Here is a 22,368-nt window from a genome sequence, read left to right as displayed (position 1 = left end):
GAGGGTCCCCCCATGCTCAGCAATCTCTACTCCATAGCCTCCCGGGCCCTGACCAACGCCCAGGTGTCCATCGACAACGCGTCCAACAACATCGCCAACGCGGACACCGAGGGCTACCAGAAGACCGTCACGGTATACGAGAGCACGAGCTCCATCACGATCAGCGGGCTGAGCGTGGGGACCGGGGCGGACATCACCTCCATCCAGTCGACCCTCGACGCCTTCATCGAGGCCCAGTACCTGGACGCCTCCGCCGACCTGGCCAAGGAGAGCTCGGCCTACGAGTACCTCTCCCAGCTCGACGAACTGCTCAACCAGAGCGACGAGGACAACACCCTCTCCGCCATCCTGAGCGACTTCTTCGACGCCTGGAACGGCCTGGTCACCGACCCGGACTCCGAGTCGGCCCGCGAGGAACTCCTCGGCCTGAGCGAGACCCTGGCCTACGCCCTGAACACCGCCGCCGGGCAGCTCGGCGAGGTGGCGGACACCATCAACGACGAAATCCGGGACCAGGTGAAGAGCGCCAACCAGATCATCGGCGACATCGCCGACCTGAACGCCTCCATCGTGGCCAACCCGGACGACCAGGACTCCATCTCCCAGCGCGACCAGCTCATCCGCGAGCTCAACGCCATCATCGGGGTGGACGTCCAGTACAAGGAAAACGGCGAAGTCTTCATCCAGACGGAGGAGGGATACACCCTGGTGGACGGCACTCAGACCCACGACCTCGTCTACGGCCAGGCCAAGGCGACGCAGTCCCTGCTCCGCGCCTCGGACTACGACGGCTCCATCGCCTACTCGGGCGCGTCCAGCGAGGAGATCCTCATCGACTTCGTCACCGGCGGCGCGGACGGCGCGGCCCAGTTCCGCGTCTCCCTGGACGGCGGCGAGACCTGGGTGGAGGACGAGGACGGCGACACCATGCTCTACACGGCCGGGGACGAGGACGCCGCCGTGGAGGTCGCGGGCGTATCCATCTGGTTCGAGGACGGCGCCCAGGACCACATGGCGGGCGACCGCTACACCATCGTGGCCAAGACCGGCCTCTACTGGGAGTCCTCCGACGGCTCGCTCCAGAACATCACGCCCATGACCGACGCGTCCGGCTCCAGCGTGGACGGCCGGACGTCGAGCGGCAGCCTGGCGGGCCTGTTCAGCTCCCGCGACGACACCGTAATCCCCACCCTGGACGACCTGGACGAGTTCACCGAGGCCCTGGTCTGGGAGGTCAACTCGGTCCACTCCACGGGCGCGGGCCTGGAGCACCACTCCGCCCTGACCGGCAGCTACTCCGTGGACGACACCGCCGCCGCCCTGAGCAACGCTGGCCTGGCCTACGGCGACAGGATCACCTCCGACCAACTGGAAATCCAGACCTACGACAGCGACGGCGCCCTGGCCTCCTCGGTCCTGGTCTCCGTCGATCCCTCCGACTCCCTCCAGGACGTGGCGGATCACGTCAACGCCGCCTTCCTGGCCACCGGCGAGGTCACCGCCTCCATCAACGGCGACAACCAGCTCGTCATCGCGGCCACCGGCGACTACGAATTCGAGATCACGGGCGACGCCTCCAACCTCCTGGCCGCCCTGGGACTCAACACCTACTTCAGCGGGTCCGGCGCGTCCGACATCGCGGTGGACGGCGCCATCGCGTCCGACGTCTCGCACATCAACGCGGGCGTGGTGGGCGACGACGGCCTGGTGGCCACAGGAAGCAACGACGCGGCCTCGGCCATCTTCGAGCTGGCCGAGGAGCCCGTGGCCGTGGGCGGCTCCGAGACCTCGCTGAGCAGCGCACTGGCCTCCCTGGTGGCCTCGGCGGGCTCGGCCGCGTCCTCGGCGGAGGTCCGCCAGGTCTACGCCGCCACCGCCTCCGACTACTTCTACAACCAGCAGGCCTCGGCCAGCGAGGTCAACGTGGACGAGGAGCTCATCGACCTGACCAAGCACCAGCAGGCCTACCAGGCGGCGGCGGAGATCATCTCCGTGACCCAGACCCTTTTCGACACCATCCTGGACATGGTCTAGGACAGGAGGGACCCATGCGGATCAGCACTTCCCAGATATACTCCCAGTCGCTCCTGCAGATGAACGCCGCCCTGAGCGACATCGCGGAGCTGAACAGCATGACCAGCTCGCAGAAGAAACTCAACAGACCCTCGGACGACCCCACGGGCATGGGCAAGGTCATCGAGCTGCGCGCCTACAACAGCGCCCTGTCCGGCTACTCGGACAACTGCACCGTCTGCGGCGAGCACCTCTCCCTGGCCGACGAAGCCCTGTCCCAGGCCAGCGAGCAGATCACCGCAGCCAAGGAAGTTGCCGAGCAGGGCTCCACCGAGACCTACACCGCCGTGCAGCTCCAGGCCATGGCCATCGAGATGGAGGGCTACCTCGACAGCCTGATGACCATCGCCAACACCAAGTTCTCGGCCCAGGACTACGTCTTCGGCGGGGACGACTCGGGCGAGGCCCCCTACGAGAAGGGGCTGGGTGTCACCCTGCCCAACGACTCCCTGACCCGGGCCGACTTCGTCAGCCTCACCGGTGAACTGGACTCCTCCATCGCCGTGCGCTTCGACAGCGACGGGGCCGTGGGCACGGACGAGCTGACCTACAGCTACTCCACCGACTACGGCGAGACCTGGACCACCGCCACCCTGGCCGCCGGCGACACCACCCTCGACCTGGGCGCGGCCCAGGCGGAGCTGGCGAGCGGCGCCGCCGTCACCGCCGCCGACGACGACGGCAACGGCACGCAGTTCCACCTGCGGGAGGCCGTGGTCTACACCGGCAGCGAAAACGCCATGTCCGTGGCCATCTCCGAGAGCACCGACGTGGACATGAACTCCGTGGGCGGCGAAATCTTCGGCGGCGTGGACGGCTCCACCGGCCTCGCCTACGACGGCGACAACCTCTTCGAAACCATCAGCGACTGCATCGTCTACCTGGAAAACGGGGACTACGACGGCGTGGCCGATTGCCTGGCCAAGCTCGGCGACGCCCACGAGAACGTGGAGACAGCGGCCGCCGACATCGGCGCGCGGGAGAACAAGACCACCTACATCGGCAGCGCCATATCCGTGGTCAAGTCCGTGACCGCCAACAACATCAGCGGCATCGAGGACGCCGACTCCGCGCAGCTCGTGGTCGAGCTGGAGCAGGCCAACTACGTATACGAGGCCGTGCTCTCCTCCTCCTCGGACATCATCAAGATGAGCCTGCTCAACTACATCTAGGGGGCCGTCATGGGATACATCACCTCGGTTTCGAGCGACATCTCGGCCTACGAGCCGGTCTCCACCTCGGGCTCGGTCACCTTCTCCGGCCTGGGCAACGGCACGGACTTCTCGGAGATCATCGACGCCATCATCGATTCCCAGAGCTACAAGCTGGAGGACTACGAGGCCCAGCAGGAGGAGAACGACTACGTCATCGACCTGCTGGAGCAGATCGGCGACGAGATCGACGACTTCAACGACACCCTGGACGACATGGACGAACTGGACGAGTTCTATTCCATGGACGCCACCGTCACCGGCGACGGCGAGGTCGCCGTCACCGCGGACAGCGACGCCGAGGTCGGCATCCACACCATCATCGTCAACCAGCTCGCCCAGGCCGACATCTGGGTCGCCGACGCCCAGGGCTACGGCTCGGAGGAGGACGTTGTCGCCGCCTCGGCCACCACCCTGCAGGTGGAGCACCAGGGGGAGACCATCTCCATCGACGTCTCGGCAGGGACCACCCTGGAGGGGCTGGTCTCCACCGTCAACGGCAGCCTGGACGCCCGCGACAAGTTCGAGGCCTCCCTGATGTACGACGGCAGCAGCTACTATTTCGTGCTGAAAAGCTCGGACATGGGCGAGGAGAACGCCATCTCCGTCCTGGACACCGGCTCGCTCTCCGGCATGAGCGCCGCCGGGTTCACCAACACCCAGACCGCCCAGAACGCCCAGGTCAAAGTGGACGGATTTCCGTCCGCGGCCGACCAGTGGATCGAACGCAGCGACAACTCCATCGACGACGTGGTGGACGGCCTGACCTTCGACCTCAAGGAGACCACGGACAGCGAAGGCGTGCGCGTCGCCGTCGACTACGACGCCGACGGCATGTACGACACCATCACCGAGTTCGTGGAGGGGCTGAACCAGATCATCCTGGACATCCAGTTGCTCACCGGCCGGGTCTCGGAATCCGAGGACGGGGACGACGACACATACACCATCAACAGCAGCACGCTGGACATGATGTACAACCAGATCAAGTCCATCGTCTCCTCAAGCGCCCTCGGGTTCCTGACCTACGACGAGGACGAGGGCGGCGACTACTACAGCGCCCTCTCCCAGATCGGCTTCGCCACGGACACGGACGAGGGCTCGGACACCTACGGCCAGATCCTCCTCGACGAGGACGAGCTGGAGGACGCCCTGGACAACGACCCGGCGGCCGTGGCCGCGCTCTTCGCGGCGCGGGGCACGGGCGAGTCCGACAGCGAGCACTTCCAGGTCATCTCGGTCATCGACACCGTGACCCCGGCGGGGGAGCACGACGTGCGATACACCATCTCGGGCGGGGAGATCGTCTCGGCCACCATCGACGGCGAGGACGCGCTCATCGACGGCTGGACCATCACCGGCACGGGGACGAGCGCCAAGGGCCTCTACCTCTCCGTGGCCGAGGAGGCGGACGGCGACTACGGGGGCTCGGCGCGGGTCAAGCAGGGGATCGTCGGCGCCCTCTCCGACGCCCTGGACGACATGACCGACGGCGAGACCGGCACCCTGACCATCCTCATCGACCATTACGAGGAGATTTCCACCAGCCTGGACAACCAGATTTACAATGAAGAAGAGCGCCTGGACATCCTGGAGACGTCGCTGACGCGCAAGTACGCGGCCCTGGACGCCCTGCTCGCCACCTACGACAGCCAGTCGTCCCTGCTGGAGAGCATGGTCGCCTCCCTCGACTAGCCGGGCCTAGGCGGGAGGGCCGTCGATGGGCAGGCGGGCGATGAAGGTCGTGCCCACGCCCACCTCGGACTCCACGTCGATGGTGCCGCCGTGCTTCTCGACCACGATGTCGTGGACGATGGCCAGCCCCTGGCCCGTGCCCTTGCCCACCTCCTTGGTGGTGAAAAAGGGGTCGAAGATCTTGGGCAGGTTCTCCTTGGGAATCCCGCATCCGGTGTCCGTGATGCGGACCTCGACGAACGAGCCGTCGACGGACGTGGCCACGGTGATCAGCCCCTTGTCGCCGGTGGCCTCGTTGCCCGCGATGGAGTGGGCCGCGTTGATGATGATGTTGAGCAGGACCTGGTTCAGGCCGCCGGGGAAGCCGGTGACCAGGGGCAGGTCGGGGGCGAGGCGGGTCTCCAGGTCGGCGGCGTACTTCCACTCGTTGCGGGTGACGATGACCGTGTTCTCGATGGCCCGGTTGATGTCCACGGGCCGGGCCTCCTCCTCGCCGGGATGGGAGAAGTTCTTCATGGCCAGGACGATGGTGGCCACTCGCCGCACGCCATCCAGGGCGCGGTCGCACGCCTTGGGCATCTCCTCGCGCACGAACTCGTAGTCCATCTCCTCCCGCTGCTCCTCCACGGCCCCGGCCTTTTCCGCGCCGCCCTCGTACAGGCCGACCAGATTGAACATGTCCTCCAGGGCGTCCTTGACGAAATGGATGGAGTCGCCCACGTACTGGATGGGCGTGTTGATCTCGTGGGCGATGCCCGAGGCGAGCTGGCCCAGGGACTCCAGCTTCTGGGCGATGTTCAGCTTGCGCTCCAGGGTCTTGCGCTCGGCGATGTCGAAGACCACCTGGACCATGTGCTCCTTGCCGCCGATGAGGATGTCGAAGGAGTGCAGGGACACGGGCAGCGAGGTGCCGTCGGAAAGGGCCAGCGCCCCCTCCTCATACTCGTTGCGGTCGTGCCGCTCGGGGCAGAGCAGGTCCTGTGCGGCCTGGCCCGAAAACTGGATGTGCGCCTTGCAGGAGGCGTCCAGAATCTCCTCGCGGGTCATGGAGAGCAGCCGCTCGCCGACCACGTTGCAGTCCACGGTCTTCCCCGTCCCGGGGTCGAAGACGAAGATGGCCGCGCCGATGCCCTCGAAGATGGTGTTCAGGAACTCCTGGTGCTCCTGCTGTTCGTTCAGGCGTCGCTTCTCCTCGGAGATGTCATGCACGTTGGCGAAGACTACGGCCTTGCCGCCCATGTCGATGCGGTTCAGGCTGACCAGAACGTCGAAGAGGTGGCCGTCCTCGGGCCGCCGGGCGACCCATTCGCGGGTCACGCTCTCGCCGCCGACCACCCGCTTCCAGATCGTCTCCACCTCCCCGGGCGTAACGCCGGGCCCGGAAATATCGCCGGGGATGTCCAGCGAAAGGGCCTCCTCCCGGCTCATCCGGTAGAGTTCGAGCATCCGCTCGTTGACGTCGAGGGCCTTGCCCTCCAGGTCGTGGATGATGATGGCGTCGTGGGTGTTGTTGAAGATGAAGCGCATGATCGACTCGGCCTCGCGCCGCTCCGCGACCTCCCGGCTCAGGGCGCGGGCCTGATCCTCCAGGGCGGCGGTCCGCTTGCCCACCCGCTCCTCCAGGGCGTCGTTGTTCTCGCGCAGGGCCGCTTCCGCCGCCTTGCGGGCCGTCACCTCCTCCTCCAACTGGCGGTTCTTCTCCTCGATGCGCAGGGCCTGGCGTCCCGCCTCCTCCACCTTGGCCCCCAGGACCAGGTTGCGGGCGCTGGACCAGAGAATGGTCGCGGCTCCGCCCAGCAGGAGCAGGGCCAGCAGGATGGTGTAGACCAGCAGCTCGCCCGGGCTGAGGGTTCCCAGCAGCTTGGGCTCGGACGCGAGGCTGAGCAGGCTGAAATCCGTTCCCGCCACCTCGGAGCGGACGGCCAGGAACGCCATGTCCTCGCCGGTGTCCACCGGCAGGACCCGGGCGACCACCTCGCCGGGCCGCTGCGGCCAGCCCGAGGCGGCCAGCCGGGCCAGGGGCGCGGGCACCGTGTGCAGCGGGGAGTACAGGGACGGGCCGAACACCAGGTAGTTGAACCAGTGCTCCCGCCGCCGGCCCAGGTCCTCCATGACGAGTGAAAGAATGGCCTCGGTGTTCAGCCAGGCCACCAGGGTGCCCACCCGCTTGCTCCGGAAGACGAAGGGCAGGTAGAAGGCCATCCGGCGCACCCCGTCCTCGTCCTCCAGGCGGATGGCCGCCGAGGCGGAGTCGAGCACGGCCGGAACGGCCACAGTACAGCAGGTCGGGTCTTCGGGAACGCCCTGGTCGTCGGCCAGGAGGTTGCCGTCCTCGTCCACATAGGCCATCCGCCGGTAGAGGCGCTTGCCGTGCATTGTCTTGCGGCGCACGAACCGGTCCAGCAGCTCGGCGATGGCCACCTGGCTGGCCCACAGGCCGTACTCCTTGGACATGCCCAGTCCCTTGTTCTCGTAATAGGCCAGAAGCTCCCGACTGGAGGAGAGGTCCTCGATGTCGTTACGGCGGTCCATCAGGAAATGCGCCAGGGAAGAGGCCTCCCTGGCCGAGAATTCGGCGAAACGCTCCTTGGCCGCCTGCTGCAGCTTGACCTGGGAAGAGTAGTTTCCCCAGACCATGTACATGAGCAGGGCGGCCAGCGGGATGACGGCCGCCGCCACGATCACGTTTCTCCGGAGCAACCCGTCCCTCCCCGCGCCGACGGGCCTAGCGGCCCTCGAAGAACGCCTTGTAATAGCCGAAGACCGCCGGATAGTACTTGGCCACCATCATGCGGTACTCGCCGCTCGCCTTGAGCCGGGCGAAAAACGCGTTGAAGGCCTCGCGCAGCCGGGGGGAGTCCTTGCGGAACCCGACGCCCATGGCCTGCTCGGGCGAGATGGGCCCCAGGACCTTGATCTTGCCCGGCCATTTCTCCAGGGCGACCAGGGAGTCGGGCACGTCGAGCAGGGCCAGATCCGCGTCCCCCTTGATGATGGCCGGGGCAATGTCGTTGAGGCTGCCGGGGAAGCTGGTGGCGCGGGCCGCTGCGGCCTCGATGCCGTAGAGCCCCGGAGCCAGGCAGGTCCCGTTCTTGCCCATGACGTGGTATCCCTTGAGCAGCGCCTTGACCGCCCCGATGTCCTTGCCGATGTCGCCCGAGAAGGCGATGGGCTTGGCCGGAAAGTCCGCCCTGGCGATGCACCAGACCTGGGTGGGGAAGGTGGGGTCGGAATAATCGACGACCTTGCGCCGCCAGGCCAGGTCGGTCAGGCCGTTGGCGATGACGTCGCCCCGGATCTCGGCCCGGCCCAGGACTTCCACGCCGTCGCCCCGGGGCCGGACCCGGGAGCCGGTCAGCTCGCCGAACACCTCGTCCCACCCGGCCGAAGGCACGAAGCGGTACTTCACCCCCAGATGCGCGGCGAAGCGCTGCATGAGCTCGACGCTCAGCCCGTCCCCCTGGCCGGTGACGAAGTTGGCGTAGGGAATGCCGAGGTGACGGAGCTCGCCGCGCGCCTTGACGCCGTCCAGGTCCGAAGAAGCGGCCGAGGCCGGCGTCCATGCCGCGCAACCCAGCAGCACGACGATCAGCGGGAAACATTTCAGAATGTTTTTCAAATGCATAGCGCTGTCCCCCCTGTTTGTTCGGCCCTATTGTTAGCACACATCGCCGCACATTTCTCCAGTGAACTGAAAAAAAATACGCGGTCCGGGCGTCCGGAAAGGACAGGACGGCCGCCCGCGCGGAGCGCACCCGGAGGATTCAGCAATACGGCGGGCCGCACCGATCTGGCGATGATTTTTTGCCCGTCGGCCACAGGACGCGGCAGGGGACGGGAAATGCGCGGGAGGGGGGATCGCCGCGTCGGGAACGGTCCTGCGCGGCCGGGGCGTGGGCGAAAGAAAGGGCGGCGGGGAAAAAGTCCTGCGCCGCCCGCCGTGGGATCAGCCGTGGCTGTGGTTGTGCCCGTCGCCGTCTTCGTGGGCGTGGCCCGCGTCGTGGCTGTGGGAGCCGTGCTCGTGCACGTGCTCGCCGCCTTCGCCGTGCTCGTGGGCGTGGCCGTGCTCATGGCTGTGGGTATGGGTGTGCTCATGGGTATGGGTGACGCCGTCCTCGTGGGTGTGCTCGTGCACGTGGGCGTGCTCGTGCTCATGCACGTGTTCGTGGTCGCCGCCCTTGCCGTGGGCGTGCTGGTGCGCCCGCTTGTCCTTGCCGGTGGTGCAACCGCAGGTCTTGCACATGGCCGCTCTCCTTGTTTGAGGTTCCAGTCAGGCTCTACCCTATTTATCATCTCGATTCGCGCCATTGGCAACCCCGTGACAAAAATAAATTTTATACGCACCCCCGCATATCGGCCGGGCGGACGTGGCATGGGGCGCACATGCGGGCCGGATTTCCGCGCGGCGCCCGCCTCCGCCGGGTCCGGGCAATTCGTTGCACACCGGGGCTTTCTTCGCATAATTATAACCGAATCCTTGCAATTTCCCCTTGCAAGGGACATCCTTTTCCTATCTAAAACTAAGTGGTCTTATCCCGTTCAGTCCGCACCACACATCATCACAGGCGGTGGATCATGATTCGAATTCCCAGAGACGAATGCATCAACACCGAAGTGGCGACCCGCAAGGAGTGGATCGACACCAACGGCCTCGGCGGATACGCGTCGAGCACGGCCATAGGCTGCCACACCCGCAAGTACCACGGCCTGCTGGTGGCGGCCCTCGAACAGCCCAAGGGGCGCTTCGTCCTCCTTTCCAAGCTGGAGACCTCCCTGCTCCACAACGGCAAGGAGTTCCACCTCTCCACCAACAAATACCCCGGCGTATACCACCCCACGGGGCACCAGTTCGTGGAATGCTTCGAGCAGGGCCTCTGCCCCTCCATCACCTACCGCATCGGCGACGTGCTCGTGCGCGAGTCCATCCTGGCGGTCCACGGGGAGAACACCGTCCTGGTCTGCTACGAGATGGTCGAGGGCAACGTGAAGCCCACCCTGCGCATCCGCCCCCTGCTGGCCTATCGCGACATCCACACCCTGACGCGCGAGAACATGTTCCTGCGCCCCAAGTCCTATCCCGAAAAAAACGGACGCAAGATCCAGCCCTACGAGGGAATGCCTCCGCTCTACATGGCCACCAACCGCGCCTCGGAATTCTTCCCCGGCCCCAAGTGGACGTACAACATCGAATACCTGATGGAACGCGCCCGGGGCTTCGACTACCAGGAGGACCTCTTCTCGCCCGGCGTGTTCGAGCTCACCCTGCAGAAGGGCAAGCCGGTCATCTTCGCCGCCTCGGTGGAGAAGACGGGCAACCTGGAGCGGCTGCGCAAAAAGGAGACGGAGCGGCGCGAGGCCCTCTTCGCCGCCTGCAAGGACCGCAGCAAGCAGGTCCGCTGGCTCAAGTACTTCTCGGACCAGTTCCTGATCCGCAACCAGGACGGGTTCGCCTCGGTCATCGCCGGATACCACTGGTTCGGCGAGTGGGGGCGCGACACCATGATCGCCCTGCCAGGCCTGGCCTTCCATTCAGGCCGGATGAAGTTCGGCGAGGAGGTCATGGCCGCCTACGCCGGGCTGGCGCGCGACGGGCTCCTGCCCAACTACCTGGACCAGGCGTCGAGCCACCTTGCCTACAACTCGGTGGACGCCTCCCTCTGGTTCTTCTGGACCGTCCAGCAGTACCTGAAGGCCCGCGGCAGCCGACGCTTCGTCATGGAAAGGCTCTACCCCGCCCTGAGCGACATCGTCCTGGCCCACCTGGAGGGGCGGGTCAACCTCTGCGGCTTGGACGGCGACGGCCTGCTCCACGCGGGCAACGCCTACACCCAGTTGACCTGGATGGACGCCCAGGCATACGGGCGGCCGGTCACCCCCCGCCACGGCGCGGCCGTGGAGATCAACGCCCTGTGGTACAACGCCCTGCGCTGCTTCCAGGAGCTGGCCGCCGACGTGGACGCCGAACTGGCCGACCGCGCCGGGGGCGCGGCCGACGTCCTGGCGAACAACTTCGTCAAACGGTTCTGGAACAGCGACGACAACTGCCTGAGCGACGTGGTGAACGAGCACGGCCAGGACCATTCCATCCGCCCGAACCAGATCTTCGCCATCTCCCTGCCCCACTCCATGCTCGACACCGCGCAGATGCGCGCGGTCATCAGCGTGGTCCAGGCCCACCTGCTGACGCCCTTCGGCCTGCGCACCCTCTCCCCGCGCAACGCGCGCTACTCGCCCTTCTACCGGGGCGACGCCAACGAGCGGGACTCCGCCTACCACCAGGGCATGGTCTGGCCCTGGCTGGCCGGGCACTTCGGCGAGGCGCTGCTGCGCCAGGCCGAGGACAAGGACGGGGCCAGGGAATTCCTGCGCGTCTACCTGAGGCCCATTCTGCGCGCCTTTCCGGACAACTTCGGCATCGCCTCGGTGCCCGAGCTCTATACCGGCAACCCGCCCCACCAGCCCAAGGGCACCATCGCCCAGGCCTGGTCCGTGGCCGAGGCCGTGCGCCTCAACAAACTCCTGAGTGAAAAGTGACCATGCGAGTACTCATGTTCGGGTGGGAATTCCCGCCATACATCTCCGGCGGACTCGGCACCGCGTGCCTCGGCCTGACCAAGGGCCTGGCAAGCCTCGGCGCCGACATCCTCTTCGTCCTGCCCCGGCTCGACTCCGACGAGGAGGGGCGCCACCTCTCCCTGGTGGGCGCCAACCGCGTCCGGGCCAAGGTGGGCGTCGCCGAAATCCTCGAACTCCAGGAGCGGGTCTCCGTGCTGGAGGTGCTCTCGCCGCTTCGGCCCTACCTGACGGAGAAGCAGTACCGGTCCCTGCTGGAGAAGACCGAGACCATCTCCGCAAGGGAGATCATGGGCGAGCTCTCCAACGACTTCGCGGGGGGCTACGGCGAGAACCTCATGGCCGAGATCGTGCGCTACGGCCTGGTGGCCGCGCACCTGGCCAACAGCGAGAAGTTCGACGTCATCCACTCCCACGACTGGATGACCGCGCCCGCGGGCATGGAGGCCAAGCGCGTCTCGGGCAAGCCCCTGGTGGTCCACGCCCACGCCCTGGAGTTCGACCGCAGCGGCGAGCACGTCAACCAGCAGGTCTACGAGATCGAGCGCGCGGGCTTCGAGGCGGCGGACCGGATCATCGCGGTCAGCCACTTCACCAAGGACACCATCGTCCGCCGCTACGGCATCGCGCCGGACAAGGTCACCGTGGTCCACAACGCCGTTTCCAAGGAGCGGCGCATCGGCCAGATGCGCATCCAAAAGCCGTTCAAAGAGAAGCTGGTCCTCTTCCTGGGACGCATCACCTTCCAGAAGGGGCCGGACTATTTCGTGGAGGCGGCGGCCAAGGTCCTGGAGCGCAACCCCAACGTCCGCTTCGCCATGGCCGGGTCGGGCGACATGTTTCCGCGCATGGTGGAGCGCATGGCCGAGCTGCGCATGGCCGACAAGTTCCACTTCCTCGGCTTCGTCCGTGGCGCGGACGTGGAGCGCATCTACGCCATGAGCGACCTCTACGTCATGCCCAGCGTGTCCGAGCCCTTCGGCATCACCCCGCTGGAGGCCATGGTCTACGACGTGCCCTCCATCGTCTCCAAGCAGTCCGGCGTGGCCGAGGTCCTGGAGGACGCGGTCAAGATCGACTTCTGGGACGTGGACCGGCTGGCCTGGGAGATTCTCGACATCCTCGGCAACAAGGAGCGAGCGCAAAAGCTGGTCGAGGCCGGGCGGCGCAGCCTCAAGAAAATCCAATGGGACCGGGCGGCGGCCAAGGTGCTGGACGTCTACCGGCAACTGACCGGAGGTGCGCAGTGATCCCTGTCTGCTTCTATTTCCAGGTGCACCAGCCCATGCGCCTGAACAAGGGCTATTCCTTCTTCGACATGGGAGTGAGCCACCACTACCGCGACGACGACGCCAACCGCGACATCCTGCGCAAGGTGGCCGAGAAGTGCTATCTCCCGGCCAACCGGATGATGCTCGACCTCATCAACGAGTTCCGGGGCGACTTCCGCATCTCCTTCGCCATCACCGGCGTGGCCATGGAGCAGTTCCAGGAGTTCTGCCCCGAGGTGCTGGACTCCTTCCGCGAACTGGCCGAGACCGGGTGCGTGGAGTTCATCGGCGAGACCCACTACCACTCCCTGTCCTTCCTCTTCTCCCGCGAGGAGTTCCGGCGGCAGGTCAGGATGCACGCCAAGGTGCTGGAGGAGTTCTTCGGCAAGAAGCCCGTGACCTTCCGCAACACCGAGCTGATCTACAGCAACGACCTCGCCCTCGAAGTGGAGCGGATGGGGTACAAGAACATCCTGTGCGAGGGCGCGGACCAGGTCCTGGGCTGGCGCTCGCCCAACTACGTCTACCAGCCCGCCGGCTGCACCAGGCTCAAGGCCCTGCTCAAGAACTACCGCCTCTCCGACGACGTGGCCTTCCGCTTCTCGGACCGGGGCTGGGACGAATGGCCGGTCGACGCGGACAAGTTCGCGGGCTGGGTCCACGCCATCGCGGGCAACGGCGACATCGTCAACCTCTTCATGGACTACGAGACCATCGGCGAGCACCAGTGGGCGGACACCGGCATCTTCGAGTTCTTCCGCAGCCTGCCGCGCGCCATCCTCGCCCACCCGGACTTCATTTTCCGCACCCCGGCCGAGGCCGCGGCCGACCTGGACCCCATGGCCCAGTTGGACGTGCCCTACTTCACCTCCTGGGCCGACCTGGAGCGCGACGTCTCGGCCTGGCTCGGCAACTCCATGCAGGACCAGGCAGCCGAGCTGGCCTACGCCCTGGAGGACAAGGTCCTGGACACCGGCGACGACGAGCTCATCGCCACCTGGCGCGAGCTGCTGACCAGCGACCACTTCTACTACATGTGCACCAAGTGGTTCTCGGACGGCGACGTGCACAAGTACTTCAACCCCTACGAAACCCCGCACCAGGCGTTCATCACCTACATGAACGTCCTCAACGACCTCGCCCTGACCGTCAACAACCGCAACGGCAACGGCCGGGAATAACAGGAGATCAAAACATGGAAACCCGTTGGCTGTTTGAAGTGTCCTGGGAAGTCTGCAACAAGGTGGGCGGGATATTCACCGTCATCAGCAGCAAGGCCGCGCAAGCCGTCGCGGCCTTCGAGGGCCGATACGTAGCCATGGGCCCGCTGCTCGACCGCAACCCCGGGTTCGAGCCCTGCGACGCCCCCGAGGAACTCGCCCCGGCCCTGGATAGGGCCAAGGCGGCTGGCATCGAGACCAAATTCGGCCGCTGGGACATCCCCGGCCAGCCCTACGTCCTGCTCATCGGCTTCCAGAACGCCTTTCCCGAGCCGGACAAACTCCTCTTCCAGTTCTGGAACGACTTCGGCGTGGACTCCATGGCCGGGGCCTGGGACTACATCGAGCCGGTCCTGTTCAGCTCGGCGGCGGCCACGATCATCAAGGAATTCGGCGACGACGCGGCCGAGACGGCCGACGTTTTCGCCCACTTCCACGAGTGGATGTCCGGCGCGGGCGTGCTCTTCCTCAAGAAGCACGCGCCGTCCGTCTCCACGGTGCTGACCACCCACGCCACCATGCTCGGCCGGGCAATGTCCGGCGCGGGGGTGGACATCTACGAGCGGCTGGAGGAGATCGAGCCCAGCCAGGAGGCCAAGGCCTATGGCGTCACGGCCAAGCACTCCATGGAGTCCGTGTCCGCCCGCGAGGCCGACTGCTTCACCACCGTGTCCAACATCACCCAGCGCGAGGCCGCCAACCTGCTGGGCACCAACCCGGCCGTGGTCACGGTCAACGGCTTCAACCTGGAGGGCTTCGCCGAGCCCGACATCGTGGCCGCCACCCGCACCGAGGCCCGGGCCCGGCTCGTGGACCTGGCCGCCCGGTTCCTGGACCGCCCGCTCACGCCCGAAAAAACGCTGCTGCTGGCCACCAGCGGCCGATACGAATTCCACAACAAGGGCATCGACCTGCTCCTCGACGCCCTGGGCGACGCGGACCGCAAGCTCGCCGAGACGGACAACGACGTCACCGTGGTCGCATTCCTCCTGGTCTCCTCCGGCTACGCGGGCTTCAGCGACGAGACCCGCAAGCGCCTCAGGACCGAGCAGTACAACATCGAGAAATACGCGGGCATCGCCACCCACCACCTGGGCGACGCCGAGCAGGACCCCATCGTCCGCCGCTGCCGCGAGCTCAAGCTCGACAACACCACGGACAACCACTGCTGCGTCATCTTCATCCCGGTCTACCTGGACGGCAACGACGGCGTGCTCAACCTGGAATACTACGACGCCCTGGCCGGAATGGACCTGACGGTCTTCCCCTCGTTCTACGAGCCGTGGGGCTACACCCCCATGGAGAGCGCGGCCTTTTCCGTGCCCACGGTCACGGCCGACCGCGCCGGGTTCGGCCAGTGGGTCATGGGCAAGCACCCCGGCGGCCACCCCGGCGTCCACGTCCTGAACCGGCTGGAGGACAGCTACGAGATCGCCCGCGCCAAGCTGGCGGAGCACCTGGTCACCTTCACCCGCTGGACCCCGGACGAGCGCGCCTACCGCAGCGCCGAGACCCGGCGCATCGCCGAGGAGGCGTCCTGGGAGAACTTCTACCCCCGCTACCTGGAGGCCTACGACGCTGCGGCCGAAATCCGCACCGAGCGCATCGCGGGCGTGCAGCGCATGACCCGGGCCCCGGCGGGCGAGATCAGCTTCTCCGGCGTCAACACCACCCAGCCCCGGCTCCGGCCCTTCACCGTCATCACCGAGCTGCCGCCCTCCCTCGGCCGAATGCGCGACCTGGCCAACAACCTCTGGTGGGTCTGGCACCGCGACTCCCAGGAGCTCTTCGAGTGGATCGACGAGGACCGCTGGCACCGCTGCGGCCACAACCCGGTCCTGTTCCTGGACACCATGGACGCCACCCGCCTGAACCAGGTGGCCGAGGACAACGAGTTCATGGGCCGCTTCGCCTCGGTCCTGGAGCGGTTCGACGACTACATGGCCCAGAAGGCGAAGGCCGACATCCAGGGCATTACCTGGAAGAATCCGGTCTCCTACTTCTCCATGGAGTTCGGCCTGCACGAGTCCATCCCGATCTACTCCGGCGGCCTCGGGCTGCTGGCGGGCGATCACATCAAGTCCGCGAGCGACCTGAACCTGCCCTTTGTCGGCATCTCCCTGCTCTACAAGAACGGCTACTTCCACCAGCGCATCAACGGCAACGGCGAGCAGGTGGTGGAATACCGCGAGAACGACTTCGCGGCCATGCCCATCACCCCGGTGCACAACGGCGGGGTCGAGAAGATCCTGGTGGCCGTGGAGCTGCCTGGCCGCACGGTCCAGGCCCAGATATGGGAAGTCCATGTGGGCCGCGCCACCCTCTACCTGCTCGACACCGACATCACCGAGAACTCGCGCACCGACCGCGACATCTGCTCCAAGCTCTACGAGCCCTCGTCCAAGGGGCGCATCGAGCAGGAGATCGTCCTCGGCGTGGGCGGCATCCGGATGCTCCGGGCCCTGTCCATCGAGCCCTCCCTCTACCACCTGAACGAGGGCCACTCCGCCTTCCTGCTCTTCGAGCGCATCCGCCAGCTCATGCAGACCGAGGGCGTGGATTTCGCCACGGCCAAGGAAATCGTGCGCGGCTCAACGGTATTCACCATGCACACCCCGGTCCCGGCGGGCAACGAGCGGTTCCAGCGCTCGCTGGTCGAGAACTACTTCCGGGGCTATGCCGACCAGATGGGCGTACCCTGGGACGCCCTCTGGAATCTCGGCCACATCTACGCCGAGGAGGCGGACCACCTGAACATGACCGTGCTCGCCCTCCAGCTCTCCTGCTACCGCAACGGCGTCAGCAGGCTGCACGGCGACGTGTCGCGCCGGATGTGGATGGACCTGTGGCGCGGGTTCCTGCTCGGCGAGGTGCCGGTGGGCCACGTCACCAACGGCGTGCACATTCCCTCCTGGCTCGACGAGCGGATGCGCCGCGACATCGAGTCCTCCTGCCGCATCTCGGTGCACCGGTCCCTGGCCGACGGCCAGGACTGGGGCTGCCTCGACACCCTGGACGACCGCATGCTCTGGGACACCCACGTCGCCCTCAAGCACCGGCTCTACGAGGAGGTCCGACGCTCCATCTCCGGTCAGTGGACCCGCGAGGGCGAGCCGCCCAACCGGCTGCGCGCCTTCCTGGACGCCCTGAACCCGGACCACCTGACCCTGTGCTTCGCCAGGCGGTGCACGGCCTACAAGCGGCCCACCCTGCTCTTCCACAACCTCCAGCGGATCAAGGAAATCCTCTGCAACCCGCAGCGGCCGGTCAACGTCATCTTTGCGGGCAAGGCCCACCCGGCCGACACCATCGGCGCGAGCTACATCAACCTGATCTGCCGCCTGGCCAAGCAGGACGACTTCCTGGGCCGGGTCATATTCCTGGAGGGCTACGACATACGGCTGGCCCGGCTGCTGGTTTCCGGCGCGGACGTGTGGCTGAACAACCCGACGCGGCTCATGGAGGCCAGCGGCACCAGCGGAATGAAGGCGGCGGTCAACGGCGTTCCCAACTGCTCCATCCTGGACGGCTGGTGGGACGAAGCCTTTGACGGCAGGAACGGCTGGGCAGTGGGCAGCGGACTGGTCTACGAAAACCAGGTCAGCCAGGACATCGTGGACGCGGACAACCTCTACGCCACCCTGGAGACCGAGGTGGTTCCGGAGTTCTTCGACCGCCCGGGCGACGGCATCCCCCACTCCTGGATACACCGGATGAAGGAGGCCATGAAGACGGCCTTCATCCAGTACGGCACCCACCGGATGGTCAACGACTACATCCGGGACATGTACCTGCCCGCCATGGCCATGGCCAAGCGTCGCGCCAAGTCCCGCTTCGAGCTCTCCCGCGAGGTGGCCGAATGGAAGAAGCGCATCCCCGGCCGGTTCTCCACCGTGACCATCAAGGAGGTCAGCGTGGAGGGCATCTCGGGCGACGTGTTCAAGCTGGGCAACCGGCTGACCATCCGGGCCAAGGTGGACCGGGGCCAGCTCCTGACCGAGGAGATACTGGCCGAGTTCATCGCCGCCACGCCCAACGAGGAGGCGGTCATCGGCTGCGTGCCCATGGTGCTCAAGCACACCGAGGGCAACACCCTGGAATACCAGGCTGGCTACGAACCGACGCACCCAGGCCCCCTGCGGTATGGCGTCAGGGTGATTCCGGTCCATCCGGGGTTGAACAACAAGTACGAACCCCGTCTCATCCGGTGGAGCTGACCCTCCCCAGACAAGAAAAGGCGGCCGGCCGCGCGTCGGCCGCCTTGTTTTTGGCGCATGGAGTTCACCCGAGAAAACGGCAAAACCATGCGGCGGCGCACCAGGGAAGCGTTTCCCGGACCGGACAGCGCGGCGCGGGGCCGCCATTTGCAAAAAAACGGGCAACCACTTGAGTTCCCAACCGCCGGGAATGGCCATGCAGGCCGCCAGAGGGTTGCGACACCTTCAAGCAGGCGGCCCGGCCGATTGATCGGAAACGGCGGCGGACGCAACGGGACGCACGCCCGCAGCGCCCGCGTCAAGCGGATCGACCAACGGCGAGACCCTCCGGGGCAACGCGATGACGCTGAGATTTGTCGGGATACTGTTTTTATGCCTTTCCTGCTCGGGGATACTGAGCCTCATCTGCTATTCCTTGCGGATCATCAAGACGGCAGGCGGCAGACCGTTCGTTTTTTTCATGGCGAGCGTCTTCATTTATTCGCTCGGCTACATGCTGGAACTGTCCGGCAATTCCGCCGAAAGCATCTTCTTCGCACTGAAAATCGAATACCTCGGCATTCCCTTCATACCCGTGTTCTGGTTTCTCTTCGCCTTCGAATACAACCAGTACCGGATCAAAAGCCGGCTCCTCCACGCCTCGCTGTTCACCATCCCCGCCATCACCCTTGTCCTGTTCTACACTACCAATGAATATCATTTATATTACAGTAAGTTCGACGTGGACGTCAGCGGTTCTTTCCCGGTCGCGTCCTTTGCGAAGGGAGCCTGGTACTATGTGCAATTCGCCTATGCGCAGGCGCTGAGCCTGGCCGGCGTCGTCCTCTTTTTCGACATGACGCGAAAGTCCAAGGGATACCGCAAGAGGCAGGCGAACGTCATTTTCCTCGCTTCCATCATCCCCTGGTGCGGCAACGCGCTGGAACAACTGGGCGTCACGCTGCCCGGCATCGATATGATCCCTTTCTATCTCGCGCTTCCGATACCGGCCTTCTCCCTGGCCATGGCGCGGATGATGATGTTCAACATCGCCCCCATCGCGAGGACCAAGGTCTTCGAGACCATGCAGACGCCGGTTCTGGTCCTGGACAAGGATTTCAACATCGCCGACTTCAACGAGTTCGCGAGCAAGGTGCTGCCGGAGCTGACCCAGGCCTCCATCGGCCTCGGCGCCCGCGAAGTGCTGCAAGAACGCGACGGGTTCATGGACAGGATCACGACGGCGGGCGACGCCCCCACGGAGGTCGAGCTCCGCTACCGCGACGACACGATCCATTTCAGCGTGTCCGCCACCAAGATTCTCTCGTCACGCGGCAACGACCTCGGCTTCGCCGTCCTGCTCTACGACATCACGGAGAACAAGCGCCTGATGAAGGCGCTGCACAAGATGGCGTCGCTGGACGCCCTGACCCAGGTGTGCAGCAGGCGTTTTTTCATGGACTCCTGCATGATCGAAATCAACCGGGTCGTCCGGTACGGCGGCAACCTGCCGTTCCTGCTCATCGACATCGACCACTTCAAGAAGGTCAACGACACGTTTGGCCACATCGCCGGCGATCTCGTGCTGCAAAACGTGACGTCGACGTTCCGCAAGGTCCTGCGCGCCAGCGACATCATCGGACGATACGGCGGCGAGGAATTCGCCATCCTGCTCCCCGAAACGGATCTGGAAGGCGCCAGGCGCCTGGCCGAGCGGCTGTGCAACGAGGTTCGGTCCACGACGACAAGCTGCGACGGCGACGCCATCAAGGTGACCATCAGCGTGGGCGTCGCCTTCTTCTCGACAGGCGAGCGGATGTGGAAGGAGTCCGGCCAGGCGTTGCTGGAGGCCCTGTTGAAGGCCTCGGACCAGGCATTGTACCGGGCCAAGAGCAATGGCCGGGACCAGGTACAGTGCGCCGAGCTGTCCCCCGAAGCGTGATCCCCCGCCGGTTGCGGCGCGCCGCCGCCTCAACCGGACCGGCAAGGAACAGGGCGGCCTCCCCCGAGTCGCCGCCCAATTCCCGTCCCTCGCAGGGCGGGGACTACAGGATGTAATCCGTGGTCAGGAAGTTGGAGCTGCGCTGCCGGAGTATCCGCGAGATCAGCTCCTTGTTGCCCTCGGTGCCCTTGGCCGCCACCAGCGTGCGGATGGAGAAGCAGCGCAGGGCGTCGCTGACCGAGAGGGTGCTCTCGGCCGAGTCCTTGCGTCCGGTGAAGGGGAAGGTGTCCGGCCCGCGCTGGCACTGGCTGTTGATGTTCACCCGGCAGACCTGGTTGACCATGGGGTCGATGAACCGGGCCACCTGGTCGGGATCGCTGCCGAAAATGCTCATCTGCTGGCCGTACTTGGAATTGACCTGATACTCCACGGGCTCGCGCTCGTCGTCAAAGGGCACCACCGGCACCACGGGGCCGAACTGCTCCTCCTGGTACACGCGCATGGACGGCTTGACGTCGTAGAGCAGCGCCGGGTGGAACAGGGTCCGGCCCGATGCGCCGCCGCCCGCGTTGACCACCCGCGCGCCCTTGGCCACGGCGTCCTCCACCAGGTCCGTCAGGTACTGGATCTTGCCCTTGCCGGGCATGGGCGTGATGTTGACCCCGGCCTCGAACGGCATTCCCACCTTGAGCCCGGCGATGCCCTCGTCCAGGCGGGAGAGCAGCTCCTCGGCCCGGCTGCGGTGCACGAAGACGATCTTGATGGCCGTGCAGCGCTGGCCGCTGAAGGAGAGGCTGCCCGAGAGAATCTCGCGCGCGGTCAGCTCCATGTCGGCGGTCTCCAGGACAAAGGCCGGGTTCTTGGCGTCCAGCCCGAGCACGCAGCGCAGCCGGTGCGGATGGGGGTGGAGCAGCCGGAGCGCGTCGGCCGCGCCGCTGGACCCGATGAAGGCCAGGACGTTGACCCCGCCCGCCTCCAGGATGGGCTGGACCACCCGCCGGTCGCCGAAGAGCACGTTGACCACGCCGCGCGGGAAGCTGTCGCGCAGGGCCTCAAGGATGGGCGAGAGCAGGAGCTTGCCCATGCGCGGGGTCTTGACGATGACCGTGTTGCCCATGACCAGCGCCGGGATCAGGGTGGCGAAGGTCTCGTTGAACGGATAGTTGTACGGGCCCATGCACAGGACCGGGCCCAGCGGCGCGCGGCGGATCTGGGCGTAGATGCCGCCGTCGATGACCATGCGCGAGCAGGACCGGTCCAGGTCCTTGAGGGCGGAGAGGGTGTTGTCGATGTATTCGACGGTCCGGTCGAACTCGATCTCGGACTCGCGCCGGGGCTTGCAGATTTCGAGCGTCATCAGCCGGACGACCTCGTCGCGGACCCCGGCCAGGCGGGCGGCGAAGCCCTCCATGTGCCGGATGCGGTCGGCCACGCCCATGGTCGGCCAGCGGCCCATGCCGTTGTCGTAGGCGGCCGACGCGGCCTTGAGGGCGCGCATGCCCGCGTCCGCGTCCAGCACCGGGCAGCGACCGATGGGCAGCGGCGAGAACTCGCCGTTGTCGTTGATCTCGATGGGGGAATGGATGTCCTGCATCTCGCCGTCCCATTCGAGCAGCTCGCCGTCGATGAGATAGCGGGGATAGTCCTTGGGGATGACGGCCGTGTATTCGTCCGGGAGGCCGCCCTTGACGGGAAAGGCGGCGAGAAGTTGCTGTTCGGTGCTCATATGGCCTCCGTGGAGATGGAGCGTTTTCGGACAGGCTCTGAAAAAACTCTGGATAGGTCCAACCCACTACTATGTCAATATGGACATAATGCCGTCGGCCGGCGCGAAGGGGCGGAGGGCGACGCGGGAAAGCCGCCCGCCGCCTTTGACGGGAAGGGCGGGCGAGGGCTATACCGGAACCTCCCGCAACGGGCGGACCGCGCGCGGCGGGGTGACGATCGACCGGCAACAAGAGGGATTCGGCGGATGGAGACTGGACAGGAGCATCCGGGCGGCGGCCCGGCCCGGCGCAGGGCGGTGGCCGCCATCCTGGCGAGCGGATTCCTGGCCACCCTGGGGGTGGCGCTCTTCTCGTTCGTGGTGCCCCTGGCCAGCCTGGATGCGCGCATCAGCGGGGCCTGGCTGGGCAGCGCCTTTGCCGGATACTACCTGGCCAAGCTCCTGGCCGCGCCCCTGGGTGG

At 66.1% G+C, this 22,368-nt stretch carries 13 protein-coding genes; 9 read left to right on the top strand and 4 right to left on the bottom strand.

Features of this window, described 5'->3' with window-relative positions:
- Positions 1 to 12: 12 nt before the first annotated feature.
- Genes flgK through fliD form a run of 3 tightly spaced genes read left to right on the top strand, consistent with a single transcriptional unit; the run spans position 13 to position 4,979 of the window.
- Positions 13 to 2,034: a flagellar hook-associated protein FlgK gene (gene flgK / locus PHP91_RS05625; RefSeq protein WP_300138125.1), complete on the top strand. Its 2,022-nt coding sequence runs from the start codon at positions 13 to 15 to the stop codon at positions 2,032 to 2,034.
- A gap of 14 nt (positions 2,035 to 2,048) precedes the next feature.
- A complete protein-coding gene (locus tag PHP91_RS05620) occupies positions 2,049 to 3,245 on the top strand; it encodes a flagellin (RefSeq protein ID WP_300138122.1) in 1,197 nt (398 codons plus the stop codon).
- Between the two features lie 9 nt (positions 3,246 to 3,254).
- A complete protein-coding gene (fliD, locus tag PHP91_RS05615; RefSeq protein ID WP_300138119.1) occupies positions 3,255 to 4,979 on the top strand; it encodes a flagellar filament capping protein FliD in 1,725 nt (574 codons plus the stop codon).
- Between the two features lie 6 nt (positions 4,980 to 4,985).
- Here the strand turns inward: fliD and PHP91_RS05610 are convergent, their stop codons facing one another.
- The 3 genes from PHP91_RS05610 to PHP91_RS05600 form a co-directional block, all read right to left on the bottom strand.
- Positions 4,986 to 7,679, bottom strand: coding sequence for an ATP-binding protein (locus PHP91_RS05610; protein WP_300138116.1), 2,694 nt, complete (start codon positions 7,677 to 7,679; stop codon positions 4,986 to 4,988).
- A gap of 25 nt (positions 7,680 to 7,704) precedes the next feature.
- Positions 7,705 to 8,598, bottom strand: a complete 894-nt coding sequence (locus PHP91_RS05605; RefSeq protein ID WP_300138113.1) for a transporter substrate-binding domain-containing protein — start codon at positions 8,596 to 8,598, stop codon at positions 7,705 to 7,707.
- 327 nt (positions 8,599 to 8,925) lie between these two features.
- Complete coding sequence (locus tag PHP91_RS05600; RefSeq protein WP_300138110.1) at positions 8,926 to 9,222, bottom strand: hypothetical protein; 297 nt, start codon at positions 9,220 to 9,222, stop codon at positions 8,926 to 8,928.
- A 332-nt stretch (positions 9,223 to 9,554) separates the two neighbouring features.
- Here PHP91_RS05600 and PHP91_RS05595 point away from each other — a divergent pair, with 332 nt between their 5' ends.
- The 5 genes from PHP91_RS05595 (at position 9,555) to PHP91_RS05575 (ending at position 20,181) form a co-directional block, all read left to right on the top strand.
- On the top strand, positions 9,555 to 11,513 hold the full coding sequence (locus PHP91_RS05595; protein WP_300138107.1) for an amylo-alpha-1,6-glucosidase: 1,959 nt from the start codon (positions 9,555 to 9,557) through the stop codon (positions 11,511 to 11,513).
- Positions 11,514 to 11,515: 2 nt separating this feature from the next.
- A complete protein-coding gene (locus PHP91_RS05590) occupies positions 11,516 to 12,802 on the top strand; it encodes a glycosyltransferase family 4 protein (RefSeq protein WP_300138104.1) in 1,287 nt (428 codons plus the stop codon).
- Positions 12,799 to 14,004 (top strand): glycoside hydrolase family 57 protein, encoded by a 1,206-nt coding sequence (locus PHP91_RS05585; protein WP_300138101.1) that lies wholly within the window; start codon positions 12,799 to 12,801, stop codon positions 14,002 to 14,004. Before PHP91_RS05590 ends, PHP91_RS05585 begins: the two co-directional genes overlap by 4 nt.
- Positions 14,005 to 14,018: 14 nt before the next feature.
- A complete protein-coding gene (gene glgP / locus PHP91_RS05580; protein ID WP_300138098.1) occupies positions 14,019 to 18,260 on the top strand; it encodes an alpha-glucan family phosphorylase in 4,242 nt (1,413 codons plus the stop codon).
- Positions 18,261 to 18,600: 340 nt separating this feature from the next.
- On the top strand, positions 18,601 to 20,181 hold the full coding sequence (locus tag PHP91_RS05575; RefSeq protein WP_300138095.1) for a histidine kinase N-terminal 7TM domain-containing protein: 1,581 nt from the start codon (positions 18,601 to 18,603) through the stop codon (positions 20,179 to 20,181).
- A 103-nt stretch (positions 20,182 to 20,284) separates the two neighbouring features.
- Here PHP91_RS05575 and PHP91_RS05570 read toward each other — a convergent pair whose 3' ends face one another.
- Positions 20,285 to 21,907 (bottom strand): NADP-dependent glyceraldehyde-3-phosphate dehydrogenase, encoded by a 1,623-nt coding sequence (locus tag PHP91_RS05570; RefSeq protein WP_300138092.1) that lies wholly within the window; start codon positions 21,905 to 21,907, stop codon positions 20,285 to 20,287.
- A 246-nt stretch (positions 21,908 to 22,153) separates the two neighbouring features.
- Here PHP91_RS05570 and PHP91_RS05565 point away from each other — a divergent pair.
- The coding region (locus tag PHP91_RS05565) for a hypothetical protein (RefSeq protein WP_300138089.1) at positions 22,154 to 22,368 on the top strand (215 nt) is incomplete at its 3' end.

Source organism: Pseudodesulfovibrio sp. (assembly GCF_028692895.1).
Lineage (GTDB): Bacteria > Desulfobacterota > Desulfovibrionia > Desulfovibrionales > Desulfovibrionaceae > Pseudodesulfovibrio.
This window is presented reverse-complemented; position numbering and strand designations above follow the sequence as displayed.